16 protein-coding genes are annotated in these 22,912 nt (G+C 45.6%); 13 read left to right on the top strand and 3 right to left on the bottom strand.

Translation table 11 applies throughout. The annotated features are described in order from the left end of the window. Window positions 1–714: 714 nt before the first annotated feature. The 4 genes from aroB to MHI25_RS27185 all read left to right on the top strand — a co-directional run bounded on the left by aroB (window position 715) and on the right by MHI25_RS27185 (window position 5,534). Window positions 715–1,854, top strand: a complete 1,140-nt coding sequence (gene aroB / locus MHI25_RS27200; RefSeq protein WP_076308757.1) for a 3-dehydroquinate synthase — start codon at window positions 715–717, stop codon at window positions 1,852–1,854. Between the two features lie 324 nt (window positions 1,855–2,178). After that, complete coding sequence (locus tag MHI25_RS27195) at window positions 2,179–4,143, top strand: heavy metal translocating P-type ATPase (RefSeq protein WP_339281427.1); 1,965 nt, start codon at window positions 2,179–2,181, stop codon at window positions 4,141–4,143. 183 nt (window positions 4,144–4,326) lie between these two features. Continuing rightward, window positions 4,327–5,268, top strand: a complete 942-nt coding sequence (gene trxB, locus MHI25_RS27190) for a thioredoxin-disulfide reductase (protein WP_076128718.1) — start codon at window positions 4,327–4,329, stop codon at window positions 5,266–5,268. Between the two features lie 32 nt (window positions 5,269–5,300). Then, window positions 5,301–5,534, top strand: a complete 234-nt coding sequence (locus MHI25_RS27185) for a glutaredoxin family protein (protein ID WP_076128716.1) — start codon at window positions 5,301–5,303, stop codon at window positions 5,532–5,534. A gap of 138 nt (window positions 5,535–5,672) precedes the next feature. On the opposite strand, the gene MHI25_RS27180 is transcribed toward MHI25_RS27185, so the two are convergent. Both MHI25_RS27180 and MHI25_RS27175 read right to left on the bottom strand, forming a co-directional pair. Further along, window positions 5,673–5,873, bottom strand: coding sequence for a hypothetical protein (locus MHI25_RS27180; protein ID WP_036680251.1), 201 nt, complete (start codon window positions 5,871–5,873; stop codon window positions 5,673–5,675). Between the two features lie 192 nt (window positions 5,874–6,065). Continuing rightward, window positions 6,066–7,226, bottom strand: coding sequence for an ROK family transcriptional regulator (locus MHI25_RS27175; protein WP_076179356.1), 1,161 nt, complete (start codon window positions 7,224–7,226; stop codon window positions 6,066–6,068). Between the two features lie 268 nt (window positions 7,227–7,494). Here MHI25_RS27175 and xylA point away from each other — a divergent pair, with 268 nt between their 5' ends. From xylA to MHI25_RS27155, 4 genes are all read left to right on the top strand, one after another. After that, complete coding sequence (gene xylA / locus MHI25_RS27170) at window positions 7,495–8,811, top strand: xylose isomerase (RefSeq protein WP_076128712.1); 1,317 nt, start codon at window positions 7,495–7,497, stop codon at window positions 8,809–8,811. Between the two features lie 187 nt (window positions 8,812–8,998). After that, window positions 8,999–10,495, top strand: coding sequence for a xylulokinase (gene xylB / locus MHI25_RS27165; RefSeq protein WP_076128710.1), 1,497 nt, complete (start codon window positions 8,999–9,001; stop codon window positions 10,493–10,495). A 207-nt stretch (window positions 10,496–10,702) separates the two neighbouring features. Further along, window positions 10,703–12,490, top strand: a complete 1,788-nt coding sequence (locus MHI25_RS27160) for a sensor histidine kinase (protein WP_076128708.1) — start codon at window positions 10,703–10,705, stop codon at window positions 12,488–12,490. Beyond that, a complete protein-coding gene (locus tag MHI25_RS27155) occupies window positions 12,487–14,037 on the top strand; it encodes a response regulator transcription factor (RefSeq protein WP_340394633.1) in 1,551 nt (516 codons plus the stop codon). Before MHI25_RS27160 ends, MHI25_RS27155 begins: the two co-directional genes overlap by 4 nt. Before the next feature lie 79 nt (window positions 14,038–14,116). Here MHI25_RS27155 and MHI25_RS27150 read toward each other — a convergent pair whose 3' ends face one another. Beyond that, window positions 14,117–14,518, bottom strand: a complete 402-nt coding sequence (locus MHI25_RS27150; RefSeq protein WP_248549626.1) for a hypothetical protein — start codon at window positions 14,516–14,518, stop codon at window positions 14,117–14,119. A 742-nt stretch (window positions 14,519–15,260) separates the two neighbouring features. Here MHI25_RS27150 and MHI25_RS27145 point away from each other — a divergent pair. The 5 genes from MHI25_RS27145 to MHI25_RS27125 all read left to right on the top strand — a co-directional run bounded on the left by MHI25_RS27145 (window position 15,261) and on the right by MHI25_RS27125 (window position 22,878). Next, window positions 15,261–16,241 carry an ABC transporter permease subunit gene (locus MHI25_RS27145; RefSeq protein ID WP_076100584.1) on the top strand — a complete coding sequence of 327 codons (981 nt, stop codon included), beginning with the start codon at window positions 15,261–15,263 and terminating at the stop codon, window positions 16,239–16,241. A gap of 65 nt (window positions 16,242–16,306) precedes the next feature. Beyond that, the gene (locus MHI25_RS27140) at window positions 16,307–17,212 is read left to right on the top strand and encodes a carbohydrate ABC transporter permease (protein WP_076128700.1); all 906 of its coding nucleotides are present in this window, start codon (window positions 16,307–16,309) and stop codon (window positions 17,210–17,212) included. 141 nt (window positions 17,213–17,353) lie between these two features. Continuing rightward, the gene (locus MHI25_RS27135; RefSeq protein ID WP_080742630.1) at window positions 17,354–19,111 is read left to right on the top strand and encodes an ABC transporter substrate-binding protein; all 1,758 of its coding nucleotides are present in this window, start codon (window positions 17,354–17,356) and stop codon (window positions 19,109–19,111) included. 115 nt (window positions 19,112–19,226) lie between these two features. After that, window positions 19,227–21,599, top strand: coding sequence for a glycoside hydrolase family 95 protein (locus MHI25_RS27130; RefSeq protein ID WP_340394632.1), 2,373 nt, complete (start codon window positions 19,227–19,229; stop codon window positions 21,597–21,599). A gap of 139 nt (window positions 21,600–21,738) precedes the next feature. Beyond that, window positions 21,739–22,878: a transglutaminase domain-containing protein gene (locus MHI25_RS27125; protein WP_076185435.1), complete on the top strand. Its 1,140-nt coding sequence runs from the start codon at window positions 21,739–21,741 to the stop codon at window positions 22,876–22,878. Window positions 22,879–22,912 lie beyond the last annotated feature (34 nt).

The raw sequence follows: 22,912 nt of genomic DNA, 5'->3' as shown, positions 1-22,912 counted from the left end.
AAGTCTGCACTTAACCTCCGCCCCCTGATGCTTAAGGACCCAGATGACGCTATTTGCCTGATTTTAGCTTATTAAGCATGGTTTCGGACACGAGAGACGCTATTCGTTAGGAAGAGGTACATATTTGGTTCTTTTCAGGTCAATAGCTGCAATGGAGTCCGTTAGAATACCAAATGTGTTTAAAATCAGCGATTAGGGTCAGCTGAGTCCGATAGTAGCAACATACGCGAGCAACTTGCATCATACGTTCATCACTCGTGTCGTATTCATACTTTGCGCTCTACCTCCGCACTCAACCCCCTGTACTCCTACCCTGTTCCCAACCTCCGCACTTAAACTAATCTGCACTCATGCTTTGGATGCAACCTCCGCACTCCCACCCTGTGCCCAACCACCGCACTTAAACTAATTTGCACTCATGCTTTGCATTTAAACTCTGCACTTAACCTCTGCACTCCTCAACCCCCGATGCTTAAGGACCCAGATGACGCTATTTGCCTGATTTTAGCTTTTTAAGCGTAGTTTCGGACACCAGAGACGCTATTCGTTAGGAAGAGGTACATAATCCTCTGTACTATCACCAATAGCTACATGCAACATTAGTTTTAGGACATCCAGATACGTTTCCAGCTTCTCCTTACATTTTACATAAACAGGATAATGGCCGCAGCCGCTCGAATTTTATTAGCATCTTGCTGAATAGGGGTGCTGTAGATGTCTACAAATTTTAGAGTTGGCCTGCAAAAGGTCGTAGATCATTCTTACGATATTGAGATTGGGGAAGGTCTTTTTGGCGCTCTGATCGAGGATTTGAAACATGGAATTGTCGAGAATGTAAGCAAATTCGCGATTGTTACAGATTCAAAAGTTGAAGCCCTGTATGGACAAGCCTTGCTGGAACAACTGCATCAGAATGATTTTCAAGCGGAGTTATTTTCTTTCCCTGCTGGAGAGAAGTCTAAAACCCGAGAAACGAAGGCACAGCTGGAGGACCGGCTATTAAGCCGGTCTTATGGACGGGATTGCTGTATCCTTGCCATTGGAGGTGGAGCGGTAACGGATTTGGCAGGTTTTTTGGCTGGAACATTTGGTCGGGGAGTGCCAAGTTTGAACTATGCAACTACCCTTTTAGCAGCAGCGGATGCTTCTATTGGTGGTAAAACGGGCGTGAATACACCGGTTGCAACCAATCTAATTGGTGTTTTTCATCAGCCTAAAAAGGTCTACATTGACCTAGCCACTTGGAGAACGCTTCCGGTACGTGAGCTTCGTAGTGGGTTGGCTGAAACAATCAAACATGCCTGCATCGCGGATGCTGATTTTTTTGAGTTTCTTGAACAGAATATGGAGCGAGTGGTTTCCTCAGAAGGCGATCTTGTATTAGATCGAGAGGTTTGCGAACGGATTGCTTTTCATAATTGTGAGATCAAGTATAGCGTGGTGGAAAAGGATGAACTGGAGAGCAACCTGCGCCAAATTCTAAATCTGGGGCATACTGCTGGCCGGGCGTTAGAGGCATTAAGTGGTTATGAATTATTACATGGTGAGGCTATTGCGATTGGACTCGCGGTTCAGGTGCAGCTGGCAGAGCAGTTGGGGTATGTAACGGCTGACCAAACTCAGCGTGTGATTGCTTTGTTGAAGAAGGCGGGACTTCCGACTGAAATACCAGCAACTATTACAAATAGAATGCTGATTGATAAGATGTATACGGATAAAAAGGTTCGCAAAGGGCGTATACGGTTTGTGTTCCAAGCTGGAATTGGAGCGATGAAGTCTTTTGAAGGTGGAGCTTATTCGACGCCAGTTGAAGAGCAAGTCCTATCCGAGCTTTTAAATAAAATACGCAGCTAAGATAGGAAAAAGTTATTCTAAATTTATGACGAATAGCCCGGAAGGTAGGGTTTACTTTTTCGTTCAAGGTGGTATTATTAAAATATAAGTTGCACTAAGGAAATATAGTTGTACTATTGCAACAATGATTATCATTCTCACTACTCATAGTTATCATTCATGCTGTCCCGGCTAAGCCGGGGCAGCATGTGTCATTTTAGGGGTCTTAAGAATGGCTCTCATTATCATTTAGACAAAACAAAACGTATGCTCCCGATGCAAGTTTTGTTGCGAAGAGAAGTCAATGAAGTAATCCTACACAAAACTTTCAGGATGGTGATTATTATGCAAGCAACATCAAAACATTTACCCCAGCAAACCTCAATCTCCGGCAGCATGAAGAAACCAGGCGCTCCAAAACGCCGGTTCGATCTGAGAGCCATGCTCAGCAACTCCGAGATGCAGGCTGCGCTTGGCAGCGGAGTACTTATGCTTTTTGCTTGGGCTATGGGCAGCTGGTCAGAAGTTTTCTCTATAGTACTTTATGTTATTTCGTATACCATTGGTGGCTGGAACAAAGCCAAAGAAGGCGTTGAGACGCTCGTCAAAGAACGTGATCTCGATGTGAACCTGCTGATGATTGCGGCCGCACTAGGCGCAGCTACCATTGGGTACTGGAATGAAGGTGCTATGCTCATCTTTATTTTTGCGCTTAGTGGAGCTTTAGAGAGCTATACGATGGAACGGAGTAAGAAGGATATTTCCTCACTTATGGCCTTGAAACCTGCCACAGCCATGCGGATTGAGAAAGGAAGCATGAACGAGGTAGCTATCGATCAGTTAGTAATTGGAGATCTGTTGCTTGTACGTCCAGGGGATCTTATTCCTGCAGATGGTAAGGTGTACAGAGGAGAATCGGCAGTAGATCAGGCTTCCATTACAGGAGAGTCAGTGCCTGTTGAAAAATGTGCCGGCAGCGAAGTATTCGCAGGTACGGTCAATGGAGAAGGTCCACTTTATATTGAAGTAACGAAATCAGCAGAGAACACACTTTTTTCCAAGATCATTAAGATGGTAGAAGAAGCAGAGACGGATGTTCCAAACTCACAGCGATTCATTAAAAGACTGGAAGCCATCTATGCACGGGTTGTCGTTGCCTCGACTGTGGCTCTTATTTTTCTTCCACCCTTTTTGCTGGACTGGAGCTGGAGCGCAACCTTTTATAAAGCGATGGTTTTTCTTGTAGTAGCCTCGCCTTGTGCGTTGGTCTCATCGATTATGCCTGCGATGCTGTCGGCCATTTCCAAAAGTGCACGAAAAGGGATTTTATTTAAAGGTGGGGTCCACCTCGAAAATATGGCCCGGACCTCTGTTGTAGCTTTTGATAAGACAGGAACCCTTACAGAGGGAACTCCGCAGGTGACAGACTTTATTGCAGCTGAAGGCTACAACCGGGAAGAATTACTGGCGATTAGCGCATCCATTGAGCATATGTCCCGCCATCCATTGGCGGAAGCCATTGTGCGTAAAGCTGAGGAAGAATATCTGGAGCTGCGGGGTGTGCAGGAAAGTAAAACCATCACTGGCTGGGGAATTGAAGGTCAAGTTGACGGGCATCTCTGGAAAATTGGAAAGTCCAATTTACTGGATGAGCTGACTTCGTCTGCGATAAGTTCTGAGCTTGCATTCTGGAGAACTAAACGGCAGCAGTTGGCGGAAGAGGGGAAGACTGTCTCCATTATTTTGGACGGTGAGCATATCGCAGGTATGATTGCATTGCAGGATACAGTTCGCCCACAAGCAGAAGCCGCAGTGCGGAAGCTGCAGGAGCTGGGGATTAAAGTGGCTATGCTTACGGGTGACCGGGAAGCTACAGCAAAAGTTATTGCGGCTTCAACCGGAGTAGATTTAGTATTTGCCGACCTTTTACCAGAGGATAAAGTAAAGCATATTAAGGCGCTTCGTGAAGAGCACGGTAATGTTGTGATGGTGGGTGACGGTGTGAATGATGCGCCTGCTCTGGCTACAGCGACTGTTGGCATGGGTATGGGCATGAAAGGCAGTGGTGCAGCGCTTGAGATCGCCGATGTAGTACTTATGAATGATAATATTGAAGAGATCGCCTCGACCATTTCATTGGCACGGCGCTCACAGCGTATTGTGAAGCAAAATATGATTTTTGCTGTAACAGTAATCGCGGTTCTGATGATCAGTAACTTTGTGCAGGGCATCGCCCTTCCTTTTGGCGTGATCGGTCATGAAGGCAGTACGATATTGGTTATTCTTAATGGGCTGCGATTGTTGCGGTAAGTGGTCAGTGAAGTTACTGTGTATTATTTATTGCCAAAAATTAAATTGTTCACAAATGATTTTTCCCTGAGGGAGTCTGGCTTATTGACATTTTTGCTTTCAGTTAGCATAATTAAGACTACATTATAATTATTTTAAATAAGAAGCGACGTCACTGCCGTCTAACTCAAGGAGGATATAGATATGTATAAATCAATAATTGTTGGAACCGGACCGGCGGGGTTGACTGCTGCTATCTACTTGGCTCGTGCCAATTTGAACCCACTAGTAATCGAAGGACCTCAACCTGGCGGACAATTGACCACCACTACAGAAGTGGAGAATTTCCCGGGATTTCCTGATGGAATTATGGGTCCAGACTTAATGGATAATATGCGTAAACAAGCTGAACGTTTTGGTGCGGAATTCCGTACGGGTTGGGTGAACAGTGTAGAACTTGGAGAGCGTCCTTTTAAGCTTAATGTTGAAGGATTGGGTGTTCTTACGACGGATACCCTGATCATTTCCACTGGCGCTACGGCAAAATACCTCGGTATCCCAGGCGAGCAGGATAATGTGGGACGCGGTGTGAGCACCTGTGCTACCTGTGATGGATTCTTCTTCCGTAATAAAGAGATCGTGGTTGTTGGCGGTGGAGATTCTGCGCTTGAGGAAGCGGGTTTCTTGACTCGTTTTGCCTCCAAAGTAACGCTGGTACACCGTCGTGAAGAGCTACGTGCTTCCAAGATCATGCAGGATCGCGTTCGCGATAATGTTAAAGTAGCTTGGAGCCTGAATCGTACTCCTCTGGAAGTAACTTCTGGAGACAAAGGCGTGAGTGGACTAAAAGTGCTGAACAATGAGACCGGACAAGAAGAAATCATTGAAGCAAGCGGAGTGTTTGTGGCGATTGGCCACCATCCTAACACTGCATTTTTGGGTGGACAAATCACAACTAATACTGAAGGTTATATCATGACTAACCCAGGTACTTCTGAAACTAATATCCCAGGCGTATTCGCTTGTGGTGATGTGCAGGATACCCGTTATAGACAAGCAATTACGGCAGCAGGCAGTGGATGTATGGCAGCTATGGATGCTGAGAAATACATTGAAAGTCTGGAACATAGCGCGGTTATTCTGTAACATAACTGTAATCTTCCATAGGAGGTCTAATGATGGAAAATGTAATTGTATATACATCAACAAATTGTCCACATTGCCGTCAGGTGAAGAGCTTTTTGAGTGAAAAAGGCGTAGCCTATGAAGAGCGTAATATTGAGCAGAATGATGATTACGCGCAGCAGGTTTGGGATATGGGAATGAGAGCTGTTCCTGTAACTGTAATTGGTGAGCACAAAATCGTGGGGATGAATAAAACTCAGTTCGACAAAGCATTGGCGACTGTTTAATTAAATATATTTCTGTGAGGAAATTGCAAAAGGTCGCTTCCATTTTGGAGGTGATCTTTTTGTGGTCTAAGTATACAAAAATAGCCTGACGCTAATATGCGCAGGCTATTTTTTATGATGTAAATCGCAAAGTTCAATTTAAGCTTGAGTGAAAGAGGTAATGATCTGAAATAGGACGTATACAGCAACACCGCTGCCGATCAGAATGAATCCTGATTTCTTTTTGGCTTGAAAAAAACGGAGCACACCGAGACTGATCAAAGGGGCAATAATGAGCAGAAAAAGCAACACAGTGATGAACATCTGTGCCGAGATATCAGACGTATCAACATAGGTCATGGACTCGCTCTCCATTTCAAAAAAGGGGTTGTAGTGATAAATGTCACACTAACTTATCCTTTATTATATAGGATTTAAGTTGCTTTTACTGCACTTTTGATCCACCTAAATGCGGCAATTTTACGTCAATTCTATCCGCTCTTGAATTTCACCCGTGAAACTGTCCCGCAAAACGTTGTCCATTAGACTACATTAAACGGTCACCCGAATATCGCCTAGAAAATGCATAACTGCAGAGAACCCCGCGCCTATCATCGTGCCTCGGCTGCCCAGCTTGGAGAAGGTAATCTCGAGCTGCTGCTTATGATAAGGAAGTGTACGCTCGGCTACAACCCGGCGAAGGGGCTCCCCTAACCAGGCTTCTGCTTCGGATAAGGCTCCACCGATGACAATCAGCTCTGGATTAAAGCTATTGATTAGATTCGTTACTCCGATGCCGAGATATTCACCCATAGATGAGAAGTGGCGCAAGGCGTCTTCTTGTCCAGCGGCTGCATAACGGACCAGTTCTTGTGTGGTATGAGCAGGGAGGGAGAACTCGGAATGGTCATAGGTTTTCTCCGAGGCATATAGCTCCCAACAGCCACGGCTCCCACAACTGCACGGCTTGCCTTGTGCTTCAATCGTCATATGTCCGGTCTCGCCGGCATATCCTCTTGCACCTTTGTACAGCTCTCCGCCAATAATAATACCGGATCCGATCCCTGAACCCGCACTGATATAGAGCAGATGTCTAACATCTTTTGCCGCCCCAAAGTTCAGTTCACCTTGTGCACCTGCGTTAGCTTCGTTATCAATAGTGACTGGAACCGCGAATTCCGCCTCCAAAATACCCCGCAGGTCGACCATTTCCCAGCCAAGGTTGGGAGCAAAAAGAACAACCCCGTTCTCATCCACCATCCCGGGGACACCTACTCCGATGCCGACGATACCGTACGGGGATTCAGGTGCTTTATCAATCAAGTCTGAAATTGTTTTTTTCATCCGTTCCAGTACATAAGGCAGAGCATGATTGTCCAGGGAGAAATCGCTTTCGAAAAGAATGCCACCACTTAAATCACATAAGACGGCTGTCAGTTGCTTCACCCGTAGCTCTATACCGATTACACTGCCGGCCATGCTGTTAAAATGCAGCATTAGCGGCTTACGTCCGCCACTGGATTGACCTGGTCCAACTTCAGTCACTAATTCTTGAGCGCATAGCTCAGCCACCAGATTGGATACGGTAGCTTTATTCAGTCCGGTCATCTCTGAAACCTTGGCGCGCGAGAGCGGAGAGTTCCTTCGAATAGTATGTAGTACGATCGATTTATTGATTTTTTTGACCAGCGCCTGATCTCCGGTAACCTTCACGAATCACACATCCTTTTTAGCATAGTTCCCTTTTGTTGTATGCCACTTAGTCTAGAGTGATGTGCTGGAAATTGCAATACATCGGCAGAAAAGAGGAAATCTATGTTTGTTGGATTTTTTGAATATTAAACGGATAGGCAAGGGAGACTTAAAGAGGCGGAAATTTTATAAAAAAACTTTGTTTAACCAATATACAAAGTCAAAAAGATGTGTTAAGATGATGCTGTAAACGCTTGCTAGCGTAGCACAATATGAGGAGGATTACACAATGGCTTATTTTGAGACAGTGAACAAAATCTCTTACGAGGGAAGCCGTTCCACCAACCCTTATGCATTTAAATTCTACAATCCTAAAGAAGTCGTAGCCGGCAAAACTATGGAGGAACATCTGAAATTTGCAATGGCTTATTGGCATACATTAACTGCTGGCGGTTCTGATCCGTTTGGCGCTGAAACTGCAATTCGCAGCTGGGACAAATTGAGTGGTCTTGATAAAGCTAAAGCTCGCGCTGAAGCAGCATTCGAATTTATGGACAAGATGGATCTGCCTTACTTCTGCTTCCATGATGTAGATATCGCACCAGAAGGCGCATCTTTGCGTGAGTTCTACAGCAACATCGACACTATTGTTGATATCCTTGAACAAGGCATGAAGACTTCCGGCAAGAAATTGCTGTGGAATACAGCTAATATGTTCACTAACCCGCGTTATATGCACGGTGCAGGTTCTACACCTAACGCTGATGTTTTCGCACATGCAGCAGCACAAGTGAAGAAAGGTCTGGAAGTTGGTAAACGTCTGGGCGCAAGCAACTATGTATTCTGGGGCGGCCGTGAAGGTTACGAAGAATTGCTGAATACAGATATGGGTCTTGAACAAGATAACATTGCACGTCTGTTCAGCATGGCTGTAGATTACGCTAAGGAAATTGGTTTTGATGGTCAATTCCTGATCGAACCTAAACCAAAAGAGCCTACTAAACATCAATATGATTTCGATGCAGCAACAACAATTTCGTTCTTGCAAAAATACAACCTCGACAAGCACTTCAAGCTGAACCTTGAAGCTAACCACGCTACGCTTGCAGGTCATACTTTTGAACATGAACTTCGTGTAGCTCGTATTAATGGCATGCTTGGATCACTTGACGCTAACCAAGGGGATACACTGCTTGGTTGGGATACTGATGAATTCCCAGTAAACATCTACGATGCAACACTTACTCTTTATGAAGTATTGAAGAATGACGGTCTTGGCAAAGGCGGAATTAACTTCGACGCTAAAGTACGTCGTCCTTCCTTCGAGCCACAAGATCTGTTCTTGGCACACATCGCTGGTATGGATACTTACGCAAAAGGCTTGAAAGTTGCTGCTAAATTGATCGAAGATCGCGTATTCGAAGATTTCATTGACAAACGCTACAGCAGCTTCACAGAAGGCGTTGGTGCAGACATCGTTTCCGGTAAAGCAACATTGGCTTCTTTGGCTGAATATGCTTTGAACAATGAGAACCCACGTCCTAACCAATCCGGACGTCAAGAATACCTGAGAGCTACCCTTAACCAATACATCTTGGCTGAGTAGTCCTTATAGGGAGCTTGAAGCTTAGGCTTTGAGTCGAGTTTGAACAAATGCAACGGGGGTTGCTGAAGAGAGCATTCTTCGGCAGCCCCCTTTTTGTAGTAAAAACTAAGCAAGATGCTTACGAAGTAAGTTTTGCTCGAAGTAATTCAATGAAGTCTATGCTAACAAAACTTTTAGGAGGTCAAAAATGAAATACGTTATAGGTGTTGATTTGGGGACTAGTGCAGTGAAGACTGTTCTAGTGGACCCGCAGGGGAAGGTGGCTTTTGAGCATTCCGAGTCCTACCCGCTAAGCAGACCCCAACCGAACTGGAGTGAGCAAAATCCTGAAGATTGGGTAAAGGGCACGCTGGTCAGCCTGCGCCGTCTGATTGAAGTATCAGGCATAGACCCGTCTCAAGTAGACGGTCTAAGTTTCTCCGGACAAATGCACGGATTGGTACTGGTAGATAAAGAAGGGCAAGTGCTGCGTCCAGCTATTCTTTGGAATGATACCCGTACTACTGCACAATGTCGTAAGATTGAGAAGACGCTTGGAACGAAGTTGATCGATATCGCCAGAAACAAAGCATTGGAAGGTTTTACACTGCCTAAGATTCTGTGGGTTCAAGAGAATGAACCAGAAGTATTATCACAGGCGCATCAGTTCCTGCTGCCAAAAGATTATGTTCGTTATCGGTTGACGGGTGATTATGCAATGGATTACTCCGATGCTGCCGGAACGTTGCTATTGGATGTAGGTTCTAAAGAATGGAGTGCAGAAATCGCAGAGGCTTTTGAACTTCCGCTTTCTCTTTGTCCTAGATTGGTAGAATCCTTTGAACAGACTGGAACTTTATTGCCGGACATTGCTGAAGCGTCAGGTCTTTTATCTTCAACGAAGGTATTTGCTGGTGGTGCAGATAATGCTTGTGGCGCGCTCGGAGCGGGTGTATTGGGAGAAGGCCGGACCATGTGCAGTATTGGTACATCTGGTGTAGTTCTTTCTTATGAGAGCAATAAAGATTTGAATCTCGAAGGCAAAGTCCATTTCTTTAACCATGGTGAAAAAGATGCCTACTATATTATGGGGGTTACACTAGCTGCTGGTCATAGCCTTACGTGGTTCAAAGAAACCTTTGCGGCGGACAAAAGCTTTGATGAGCTGTTAAGCGGAGTTTCCTCTATTCCAGCTGGCAGCGGCGGCCTGTTATTCACACCTTATATTGTAGGAGAACGTACACCACATCCAGATGCGAATATTCGCGGAAGCTTTATTGGTATGGATTCAGGGCATACGTTGACGCATTTTACACGTGCAGTATTAGAAGGCATTACCTTCTCACTGCGTGAATCCATTGAGATTGTACGTGAGTCAGGCAAAGAGATTACAGAGATCATTGCAATTGGTGGTGGAGCTAAAAATGAGGCTTGGCTGCAAATGCAGGCTGATATTTTCAATGCATCCATCGTGAAGCTGGAAAGTGAACAGGGTCCGGCAATGGGAGCAGCTATGCTGGCGGCTTATGGAAGCGGATGGTTCACATCCCTTGCGGAATGTGCAGAAGCGTTTATCCGTCCTGCTGATGTTTATAAACCAGATCCGAAACAAACGGCAATCTATGATGGTCTATTCAACCTCTATCAGGAAGTTTACGGCCAGACCCGCGAATTGAATAACAAGCTGGCTGCATATCGCCAATAAAACGCCATTTATCAATCTGTCTGATATAAAAAAGGTCTTTCGCATCTGGCGGAAGGCCTTTTTAAAGACCATCTTCTTTATAGAGGTGATGAACGGCAATATTCAAAAATGTTGCCGTTTTCATTTTTCTTCTGTAAAGTATGGAATATCTCCAAGGTAGTGGCAGCCTGTACATGAGATAGTGAAGGTTTCGGGGGGCGAAAGGCCATGTTTCAATGGTTTGTTAAGGTGCTGAATGACATCAAAATCCGCAATAAGCTGCTACTTGCTTTTTTACTGACTACACTTTTACCGGTATTACTGGTAGGTGGTTATCTTACGATTGAGATGAGGACCATGGCGTTTGAGAACGCACTGGAGCAAGCTTCAATTAACGTAGATCGGGTAAAAAAAAGAACAGAAGAAGTCATCGGTGTATCGCAAGATATAGCGTATCGATTGTCCAATGATGCCCGGCTGAAAAAACTCGCCATACGCCAGTATGTAAGCACTTATGATGTGGTTGAGGCTTATCGGGATTACACTGATATGCGTGAATACCTAAGATTATATAAAGACATATCCAACATACGTTTATACACTGATAATGCTACGCTGCTTAACAACTGGGAGCTGATCAATCCTTCGTCTGCCATTAAGGAGAGCCAGTGGTATCAGAGAGCACAGCGGTACGATAGCCTCGTCGGTTGGGAATATATAGAGGATGAGCGTGATCAGCGGAATTATTTAAGCCTAGTCCGCAAAATCGAGCTGGAGGGCTCCAGTAAAATTGGCGTGCTCGTTATTAATGTAAACAGTCACCAGCTAACCTCAATTCTGAGCCAGGAATCATTTGATACCATGATCGTGGATGATCAGGATAATATCATTGCTGCGAACCGGAGCGATCGGACAGGAAAGAAACTGGCAGATGTTTCTTTTGATACAAAGCTTTTGGGGCAAGGAAGCGGGAGCTATGAGGCAGAAGTAGATGGTGAAGCCTCCAAAATAGTGATAGAAGAACTTAAACCACAAGCCAGCCGTAACGCCCTGCGAATTATTTCTGTTTTTTCTATTGATAGTATAGTCAAAGAACCTAATCGGGTGATTAAGCTTTCGATTACCGTGATTGCCGTAAGCGTTTTATTGGCCTTTTTAATCATATATAGTTTCTCTTCATTATTTTCACGTCGATTATTGCAGTTAAGCAGACATATTAACCGCGTTAGTACGGGTGATTTTGACACTTCATTAAAAATTGATGGCAAAGATGAAATTGCCCTGTTAGCTCGTCAGTTCAATTCTATGGTACGGAGTATTAACGATTTGATGTACGAGGTACAGGAATCTAATGACCAGAACAGTCTGCTGGAACAGAAACAGAATGATATCCGTTTTAAAATGCTGGCAAGCCAGATCAATCCTCATTTCTTGTTCAATGCGCTGGAATCTATTCGTATGGAGGCCCATATGAAAGGGCAAGTGGAGATTGCACGGGTAGTGCGTCTTCTTGGCAAAATGATGCGCAGTAATCTGGAGGTAGGCCGAAGTAAAATTTTGCTTAGCCAGGAGCTTGAAGTGGTTCGTTGTTATTTGGATATTCAGCAATTCCGTTATGAGGATCGTTTGAAATATCAATTTATTGTAGACCCTGCCGTCGAATCACTCTACATCCCGCCGCTGATTGTGCAGCCGCTTGTGGAAAATGCGGTGATTCATGGGCTGGACAACACGATGGATGGAGCAATGGTTACGGTGAATATTAAGCGTGAGCAGAATCATGCGGTCTTTACCATTACCGATAATGGAGCCGGGATCACTCCGGACAAGCTGGAGCAGATCCGTTATACCCTTGAGGTTCGTGATGAGCAGGAAGAGGCACGGATCGGGCTGCGCAATGTACACGACCGTTTGAAGTTATCCTACGGTGTTGAATATGGACTGAATATCGAAAGCCGGATGAATGAAGGAACATCTATTACGTTTCGTATTCCAATGGAGGACATAAATCTATGATCAAAGTATTGATTGTTGATGATGAACCAAAGCTGCGGGAAGGCCTTCGGGCTCTGATCCCTTGGGAAGAGCTAGGGTATACGGTGGTGGCTACGGCCGCCAACGGCTTGCAAGCACAGGAGAAATATCATATTTTTTATCCGGAACTGATTGTTGTGGATATCCGTATGCCTGGTATGGACGGGCTGGAGTTAATCGGTGAGCTGCGCGAGGAAGGCTCGACCAGCCATGTGCTGATTTTAAGTGGTCATGCGGACTTTGAGTATGCCAAACGAGCCATTTCATACCGCATTGACGGCTATTTACTGAAGCCGGTGGATGAGGAAGAGCTGATCAACTATTTGGAGGAACTCAGAGTCACGATCGCTCAGGAAGATCGCTTTAGCCGCTGGAATGAAGAGGAGCCTGCCCGTAATCGCGAAAGCCTGCTGCGTGCATTGCTGCAGCCTTCAACTGCGGAGGAGGGGGAGAATGATCCTGCTAAGCATGCGGCAGCACTGGGTCTTAAATCAGACCGTGTCGAAGTGATCCTACTCGAATTACTCGCGCCTGCGGGCGGCAGTGAGGAAGGGGAGCGGGCCGTTAAGGCCGCGGTAGAACAGTATTTTGGCAGCAGTGAAGAGCGGATGTTTTTCACGATGCCGCCATATATTGGATTCCTGCTGCAAGAGCCGCTGCCAGGAAAGCAGGAACAGGAGCGGCTGATGGAAGAGCTTGCTTCCTTAATTTGCCGCGAGGGATACGACTTCAGCGCAGCAACGGGAGGCCCTGTAGCTGGACCAGAAGAGGCGGCACAGTCTTTTCAAGTGGCGCGTGAATTGCTGCGCCGGGCATTCTTTTACCGCAAAGGGATTCTGATCAGCGCCGATCTCTCCGGTATGTTGTTTCCTGGAGTGGCGGAGGCGTACGCCGAAGAAGGGCAGGATGCGGAGAGCCGCCTAATGCTGGCTGTTGAAACCGGAAGCCGTGCGGCCATTGAACCGCTGGTGGATACGATCTGTGCGGAGCTACTGGCTGCGGGCAGTGAGGAGCAGCAGATTAAAGATACATTTGTGCGGATTCTCAGCACGGTGTTGGCCCGTCTCGAACCGGTCTATCCAGAGATTCGCAGCAATGCCGCTAAGCATTCCCCGCCGATCGGTGAGCTCTACCATAGTCATTACCTGGCAGACCTGCAAGAGCAGGCCGTCAATTTCATGGCGGAGATCGCCGATCAAATGTCCAGTGGCAGCAAAGGGAATGAGATCAAAAAAATTACGGAGCTAATCAACCGCCGTTACAATGAGAACCTTAAGCTTGAGACCTTATCCGAGTTATTTAATTACAACAGCGCATATCTAGGTAAAATGTTCAAGAACACTACCGGGGAATACTTCAATACGTATGTGGACAAAGTGCGGATTGAGAAGGCGAAGCAATTCCTAGCGCAAGGCATGAAAGTATATGAGGTGGCCGAGAAAGTAGGGTACATGAACCCCGATTACTTCAACGCCAAGTTCCGTAAATATGTAGGGCTCTCCCCGAGTTCTTTTCGCAAAAACATCTAAAATAGAAGCCCAAAAAGCCACAGTTGCAGTTCAGGTATAACCTGAGCTTTAGCTGTGGATTTTTTTTCTTACATTAAAGTTACTTCACTAATAATAAATCTAATCGTTGCTGCAATTCTAGATTTGCAGGGTCCTTTAGAAGGGCCAGAAGTAACGCTTGAATTTGATCCATCTCTTTAAAAGGTTCATTTTGTACATATTTGTCATGTATTCTGGTTTCCAAGGTATATCCATAATCGAACCCTAATGTTGAATACGTCGAAAGGGCGGCAACTTTACTCGCTTGCTCTACAGCAAGAATGCTTGGTGTTGAGGATCGTTCTAATTCCACTCTTAGACCGTCGAGTTCTGATGTCAGATTCAGGTCCAGCCTATTCATTAATCTGTTATGGCTTACGTTGTTATTGAATTGAAATAAATTTAGTGTCAATAATACTGCGGCGATAATCAATAATAATGTCTTGATGTTTTTGTTTTTCATTGCTCTCCTATTACCCTCCTTTAGGAAAAGAAATTGCAGGTACAACAGATAATGTCGACTCGGCATGTGCGTATAAGGAATATGTATCTGAAATAGTTGAAGTACTGATGTATCAGGTGATATTTTCTAGATAAGATGATATTAAAGTAATTAATTTTAATTGAACCATACGGAGGTTTTCGTTGAGGAGCAGGGCAGGGGTTACGGGTATACTTGTTACGCCTCATCTGAGAGCATATTATAGTTTTCATTCGCGGGTATGACGGACTCCAGAGTCGTTATTTGGGCTATTTCGAGTCCAATTTCGATTTATCGGACTCCATGTACGTTATTAGCTGCAAATGTTCTCCAAAAGGTGGTTTTTTAAGTGAATAAGGTCTTTATAGTCCGCCTAACCCAATAAGATGTGCAATTTGCTTAAATAAGGTCATTTCAGTCCGCGCCTTCGCTTCCGGCCACGTTCACTTATAGAACGTTAGCTCGGGGCGTTTTTTAATTATGGGATGAAGTATTAATTGTGTGAAATAGACAGGGGATTAAGTATCGTATTGATTTATGAAATCAAATAATTTCACTTAATTTTATTTTCAGTAAATTCATGTTTGTTTTCAGTGTTTTCAACGATGTATCCGCTTTATTTAGGCTCTAAATCTCTAATTTTCACCTGATTTTAGGTCGAATTTATAGGGTACTGCAATCGCTTACAGAGATTTAGAATATAGACATAGAGAGGAGGGGCTTTATGAAAGCGGACACAGTAACTTCTCAAATCCCGCCGGATACCCGAACACGCAACAAAAAGCCTGCTTCAGGAGGACGGTTTTGGAGAAGCTTTAAGAATCAAAAGTACTTATGGATGATGTCGATACCTTTTGTGATCTGGGCATTCGTCTTCAGTTATCTCCCGTTATGGGGCTGGACGATGGCTTTTCAAAAGTACAAGCCCGCACGTGGCTTTTTTGAACAAGAATGGGTAGGTTTTGAACACTTTAAGACACTGTTCAGTGACTCGCAATTCCTTCTGGCGCTGCGTAATACGCTGGCGATGAGTGGAATGGGCTTAGTCGCAGGATTTATCTTTCCAATAACGTTTGCAATATTGCTCAATGAAGTGCGTCTTGGCTTCTTTAAAAGATTTGCTCAAACAGTCTCGTATTTGCCCCACTTTGTATCATGGGTGGTTGCAGCGGGGATTGTAACTAAAATGTTATCTGGTGAAAATGGTCTTGTAAACGATATCTTGTTAGGAATAGGATTCATAGACGCACCTATCCAGTTTATGGCCCAGGGCCATCTCTTCTGGGGAATCGTTACCTTATCGGATGTCTGGAAAGAGACCGGATGGAACGCCATCATCTACCTTGCAGCTATCGCAGGTATTGGGCCTGAATTGTACGAAGCGGCCCGGGTAGACGGTGCCAGCAGGTTGCGTCAGGTATGGCATATTACACTTCCGGGTATTCGCCCAACAATTACTGTACTACTCATTATGTCGGTGGGTAATTTGCTCAATATCGGCTTTGAGAAGCAATTCTTGCTCGGAAACAACCTCGTTACCGACTATTCTCAAGTGCTAGACTTGTATTCACTGAAATACGGACTGGGCATGGCGAGATATTCCTACGGTACTGCGATCAATATATTCAACTCAGTGATCAGTGTAATTCTACTGTTTACGATTAATGGAATCTTCAAACGTACAACAAAAGAGAGCCTTCTGTAGCACAGAAGGCCCTTCTACCCAATCGTGGCAGTAAATTGCCCTTTTCATGAAAGGAGAGCGTTACAGTGGGAAATTCAGCTATCACCGGAAAGTCATGGTCAGACCGGATCTTTGATTTCTTTGTATATTTTGTAGTACTGTTCGTGGTTGTAATCACGATTTATCCGTTTTTGAACGTGCTTGCCATCTCACTGAATGATTCAGTGGACAGTGTGCGCGGTGGAGTGACCATCTATCCCCGGGATTTTACCTGGGACAATTACCTAAAGATCTTCACTTTCTCCGGATTAATCACCGGGTTTAAAATATCCGCTTTGCGGACAATTATCGGTACTTTGTTCGGACTGATCAGTGCCTCGATGCTGGCGTTTACGATCAGCCGCCCTGACTTTGCAGGTCGCAAGTTTGTCTCCACATTCTTGGCAATGACCATGTATATCTCAGGAGGAATGATTCCAATCTATATGCTGATCAAGGATCTGCATATGATGAACAGCTTTGCAGTCTATGTATTGCCTGGACTGGTTAGTGCCTTTAACGTCTTCGTTATCCGCTCCTTCATCGACGGCCTGCCGTATGCGCTGCAGGAATCGGCGAAGCTGGATGGAGCCAATGACTTTACTATCTACTTCCGCGTTATTCTGCCATTGATGAAGCCAGCGCTAGCAACGATCGCGCTATTCCTAGCAGTAGGTCAATGGAATGCATGGTTTGATACTTATCTGTACAATGGTTCAAGCCCTAACTTGACCACATTGCAATATGAATTGATGAAGGTTCTACAGACCACAACCAGTGGTAACGGAGGCGACTACCGCTCCAACATTGCTTCGCTGGCTTCCAATCAGGTCTCGCCGGAGTCGCTCAAAATGGCGATTACGATTGTCGTAACCGTACCGATCCTGTTGGTTTATCCGTTCATTCAGAAGTATTTTGTTAAAGGTATGACACTTGGTGCTGTGAAGAGCTAATCACAGTTTAACGGGGGAGCTTAGTCTCCCCTATGCTTAAAACCTATTGTGTATCCGTTTTCTTTTGGCAAGCTGGGTAAAGTATTAACAGGTCTTCACCTGTGATACGATAGATAAACAATTTTAAGGAGGGTTTATTTAATGGGAAGTAATAGAAAGATAAAAGCCAAAGCTACGGCATTAACGCTCACTTCTATTATGCTGCTCGGTGTGCTTGCAGGCTGCGGCGGTAACAATGGCAACAATGGTAATGCTGCAGCTGGAAATACAGGCGGCAACGCAACTAATGCTGGAAATGCGACCAATGCGGCTGAGGATATTTCCCCGCTCACGATGACCTTCTTCAGTGCAGACCCTAACCCGAACTGGACAGGTATGCAAGATGAAGTTGGTAAAGTGATTACGGAAAAAACGGGAGTAACCCTAAATGCTGAATATGCAGTTGGTGATCCTCAACAAAAAGTAGCCTTGATCGCAGCGAGCGGCGAATATCCGGATTTGATCAGTGCTAAGACTGATGTCAGTAAGCTGGTGGATGCAGGCGCAATGCTTGATCTAACAGACCTGATTGAAAAATATGCTCCGAATATCAAAAAAGTATTGGGCGAAGAAGGCATGAAACGTTCACGTTACAGTGACGATGATCATGCGATTTATGCCATCCCTACTTATGCAGGTGTGGACAACAAATATTTTGATGCTGGTGGCGGATTTGAACTACAGCACCGTGCTGTTAAAGAAGCTGGATATCCTGCAATCAAAACTGTTCAAGATTATGAGAACGTAATCAAGGCTTACCTGGAAAAACATCCTACGGATGAAAATGGTAACAAAAACATCGGCCTGACTCTGAATGCAGATGATTGGTACATGTACATTACAGTAACTAACCCAGCATTTATTACTACTGGTTCTCCTGACGATGGTGAATATGCGATTGATATCGACACCCAAGAAGTAACTTATCACTTCCGTCGTCCGGCTGAAAAAGAATATTTCCGCTGGCTCAACCACATGAACGATATCGGATTGCTTGATCCAGAAAGTTTCGTTCAAAAGTATGATCAGTACAAAGCTAAAATCGCTACCGGCCGCGTTATTGGTTTGATTGACCAAGACTGGGGTTATGGCGATGGAGAAAGAGCATTGAAAGCTGAAGGCAAGCTGGATCAAGGCTATGGACACTATCCTGTAACCTTGTCTGAGGAGTACAAAGAAACCTCCTTCTGGCCTACAGGCTTCATGGGTGGTAACGGAATTGGGATCAGCGTAGATGCTAAAGATCCAGTTCGTGCGATTAAATTCCTGGACTACCTGGCTTCCGACGAAGGTCAAGTATTGGTTAACTGGGGTATTGAAGGCAAACACTACAATGTTGTTGATGGCAAACGTGTCATTCCTGAAGATGTGAACGACCGTAAATATAATGACACTACCAACTTCCAAAAAGAAACTGGTTTGGGTAATGTCGGATCAAACTATGCATTGCTGAGCGCTCACTATGGCGACGGTGTATTGGATCCATCTGGTAACTACTACACAACTCGTTTCCCTGAGCAAGTAACCGTAGGTTACAATGCGGTTGAAAAAGAAACACTTGCTGCTTACAAAGCAACAACTTGGAAAGACCTTTTCCCAAGTGAAGATGAGTTCAAAGTTAAACCTTGGGGCGCAGCATGGAACATCACGATTCCTGGGGATAGCGAAATTGTCGTTCTTGACAACAAGCTGAAGGATATCAGTTGGAAACGGATCCCAGAAGCAATCTTGTCTAAACCAGCTGATTTCGATAAAGTTTGGGATGCTTACATGGCTGAGCTTGATAAAGCTGGTGTAACGAAAGCTGAAGATTTGCGTGAAGAGCTGGTTAAACAACGCGTGAAACTTTGGAATGATTAATTATTAATTTTCGTCTAATCCAATAAAAGCATGAAGATGGCGGGAAGTCCGAACGAAAGTCCGGGCCTCCCGCTGATTGCTTTTCACCGGTAATAACAGGACAGGAGGAATATACATGGGAGAGAGCAAGAACTCCGGACGGCATGAGTTATGGTACAAGCAGCCGGCGGCTGTATGGGAAGAGGCGCTGCCCGTAGGTAACGGGAGGCTGGGCGGCATGGTCTTTGGTGGAATCGAAGAAGAACGGATTCAATTAAATGAAGACACTCTATGGTCAGGTTTCCCGCGGGATAAAGCCAACTATGAGGCACTGCGGCATTTGGCTCCAGCTAAACAGCTAGTTGCAGAGGGGAAATACAAGGAAGCAGAAGCACTGGTGGACGCCAAAATGTTAGGCAGCCGGACGGAATCCTATCAACCGCTTGGAGATTTGCGATTGAAGTTTAATTTTGCAGGTCCTGTAGAGGATTACCGGAGAGAGCTTGATCTGGATCAGGCGTTGGCTACGGTATCCTATACTGCCGGTGGTGTAAGGATCGTACGTGAAGTATTGGCCAGCAGACCGGATGAAATTATAGCTCTTCATATCCGTGCTGAGGGGGGGGAGGGCCAAGCTACTCTGCCAGATTTCTGGGCGGATCTGGCATCACCACATCCTTTCAACTCGGAGATTACTCCGGATGGCATGCTGATTATGACTGGCCGTGCCCCGTCGCATGTGGCTGATAACTACGTAGGGGATCACCCGCGTGCAGTATTATATGAAGAGGGGCTTGGCATAAGTTTTGCTGCGGTTATGGAGATCCAGACGGAAGGTGGGACTTGTGTAGCGGAGAACGGCTCGCTGTTGATTTCTGGCGCGCACTCCATTACCCTTCGTCTGGCTGCGGCAACCGATTATGCCGGGTATGACCGGATGCCGGGAAGCGGTGGCAAGCTGCCAGCGGAGTTGTGCCTAGTGCAGTTAGCTTCAGCCTCTAAAGCATACGCAGAGCTTAAGCAGCGCCACTTAGAGGATCATCAATCCTTGTTCCACCGTGTGGAGTTGACGCTTGCATCTGCTGCTTCCCGAGGAGAGCTTCCGACTGATGAGCGCCTGGTACAATACCGCGAAGGACAGGCAGATCCTGAACTGGAAGCGTTGCTGTTCCAGTATGGCCGCTACCTGATGATTGCTGGCTCACGGCCGGGGACGCAAGCTCTGAATCTGCAGGGCATTTGGAATCCCTATATTCAGCCACCATGGAACAGCAATTATACGACAAATATAAACACCGAAATGAATTATTGGCCAGCCGAGTTATGCGGATTGGGTGAATGCCATGAACCTTTAATAGATTTTATCACGGAGCTTAGCGTGGCTGGCAGCCGTACAGCGAGTATTCATTATGCCGCACGTGGCTGGACAGTACACCATAATACCGATTTGTGGCGGATGACTTCTCCATCAGACGGTAAGGCGATGTGGGCTTTTTGGCCGATGGGCGGGGTATGGCTCTCTCGCCATCTATGGGAGCGTTACGCTTTTCGTCCAGATGAGGACTATTTGCGCACAGCTTATCCCATATTAAAGGGAGCCGCATTGTTTTGTCTGGATTGGCTAGTAGAGCTGCCTGATGGAAGATGGACCACAGGTCTGTCTACCTCGCCAGAGAATGTATTTCTGACTGCTGACGGCACACCATGCAGTGTCTCGGCTGGCTCAGCTATGGATTTATCGCTTATCGCTGAGTTGTTCAAGCACTGCATTCAGGCTGCTGATATTTTAAATACCGATGTAGAGCTGCGTCAGGAGCTTATGCAGAAACAGAAACAGCTTGCCCACCAAGGGATCGCACCGGACGGAACTGTCCGCGAATGGAATGAGGATTTTGCTGAACAAGAGCCTGGGCATCGTCATGTTTCTCATTTGTATGACCTGTACCCTGGGAACGTAATTAGCCCTTCCTCCACACCAGAGCTAGCGGAGGCGGCAGCCTTAACACTGAAGAAACGCATAGAACACGGAGGTGGCCATACAGGCTGGAGCGCAGCATGGTTGCTTAATCTTTATGCGCGTCTGAAGGATGGCGAGAGTGCGGTTAGCTGTCTACGTCGCATTTTGCAAGATTCCAGTTTGCCGAACCTGTTCGGAAATCATCCTCCGTTTCAGATTGATGGAAACTTCGGCACTACAGCCGGAATAGCAGAAATGCTTTTGCAGAGTCATCAGGAGGGTCTGGAACTATTACCTGCTCTTCCAGAGGAATGGTCTGAAGGCAGCGTGAAAGGGTTGGTGGCACGTGGTGGCTTTGTCATGACTATAGAATGGAGCGGGGGCTGTTTAACTAGGGCAGAGGTTACCTCGACTCATGGCCGATCCTGCAGAATTGTTCAACACCAGCCTTTGCTCATTCAAAAACCGGATGGTACACAGATTGAAGGAGCGGGGCTGGAATTTGAAACAGTAATAGGAGAGACCTATATCATTACACCCCTAAAGAAATAATTCATATTGATCTGGCTTAGAGGCTGTTCTCAGAGTAGAATTATTCTACAGAGAACAGTCTTTTTTTGCCCAAGTCTTCATTATCTATTAAATGGAGGGTTTTGAATAAGTCTGTAGGAGCCGGAGGATCAGAATAATTATGTGGAAAAAACGCTTCACGTTGGCAAAAGTCATTCTTGGAGGAGTGATTATTTGCGCAGCCATTCCCCCGACATTGTATTGGACCTGGGGGCATGCTTATGCGGCCACGACTTCACCGACCGTTCGTTCTGTGAGTGAAATTGCCCAGAAGCTAACCGGTGCGATGAATAATCGTAGAGAGACTATCACTTTTACTTATGAGGGGAAAACCTCGAATTTAAAAACACAGATACAAACGGGTCTAGATCAAGCGATGAATAGCGATCCCTATTTGTATTACATCATAGATAGCTACGGATACACTTATCGAGGGAGCAAAAGTTCTGTAAAGGTTACGGTAGAAGTGAAATACTTGGAAACGCTGGAGCAGACCGCTTTTGTGAACAAAGAAGTAAAGGCAACGCTCAAGAAGATCATTACACCGGGCATGAATAATCATCAGAAGGTTAAGGCTATCCACGACTGGGTGGTGCTGCGTCTGAAGTATGATACCTCTTATCGTAAATATACGGCTTATGAAGGCCTGAAGAGTGGCAGTGCCGTTTGCCAAGGGTATTCGCTGTTGACCTATAAGCTGCTCAAGGAAGCGGGATTCAGTAATAAAATCGTCGAGGGCACTGCAAAACAGCCGGGAGGACGCAGCCAGTCTCATGCTTGGAATCTAGTGCTGCTCGAAGGGAGATGGTATCATCTCGACACAACTTGGGATGACCCGACACCTGATAAAGCCGGCGTGGTAAGCACCGCGTATTACTTGAAGACGGATGCACAAATGCGTCAGGACCATAGCTGGACGAAGTCTTATCCGGCAGCCTCGGTTGCCTATTATAAGACCTTGTCAGCACTTGTAGAGCGTGGAGGACAGAGCGCCGGGGTGTATAAGCAGCTTCAGAAGGACCTTAATTATGAGCTGTATGCCGAGGAACGGATTGTACGTTCAGCAGCAGATTTAATTCAGCTGGCGAATAAGGCTGTCGCTTCAGGAGAGGGATCTTTATTATTCCGCTATGACGGTAGTGGAACCCAGCTGAAGAATGATCTACAGGAGTTATATAAACTTGGACTAGAGGAAGTGTCTTATTCTAGCACTTCTTTTGATAATACGGGTGATCTAAAAGTGTATGTGACTTGGGAATAGGCAAAGGGCTAAGTAAAATCAGGAGTTGAATATA

Origin of the sequence: Paenibacillus sp. FSL E2-0177 (assembly GCF_037992975.1) — a bacterium.
Taxonomy (GTDB): domain Bacteria; phylum Bacillota; class Bacilli; order Paenibacillales; family Paenibacillaceae; genus Paenibacillus_AQ; species Paenibacillus_AQ odorifer.
This window is presented reverse-complemented; position numbering and strand designations above follow the sequence as displayed.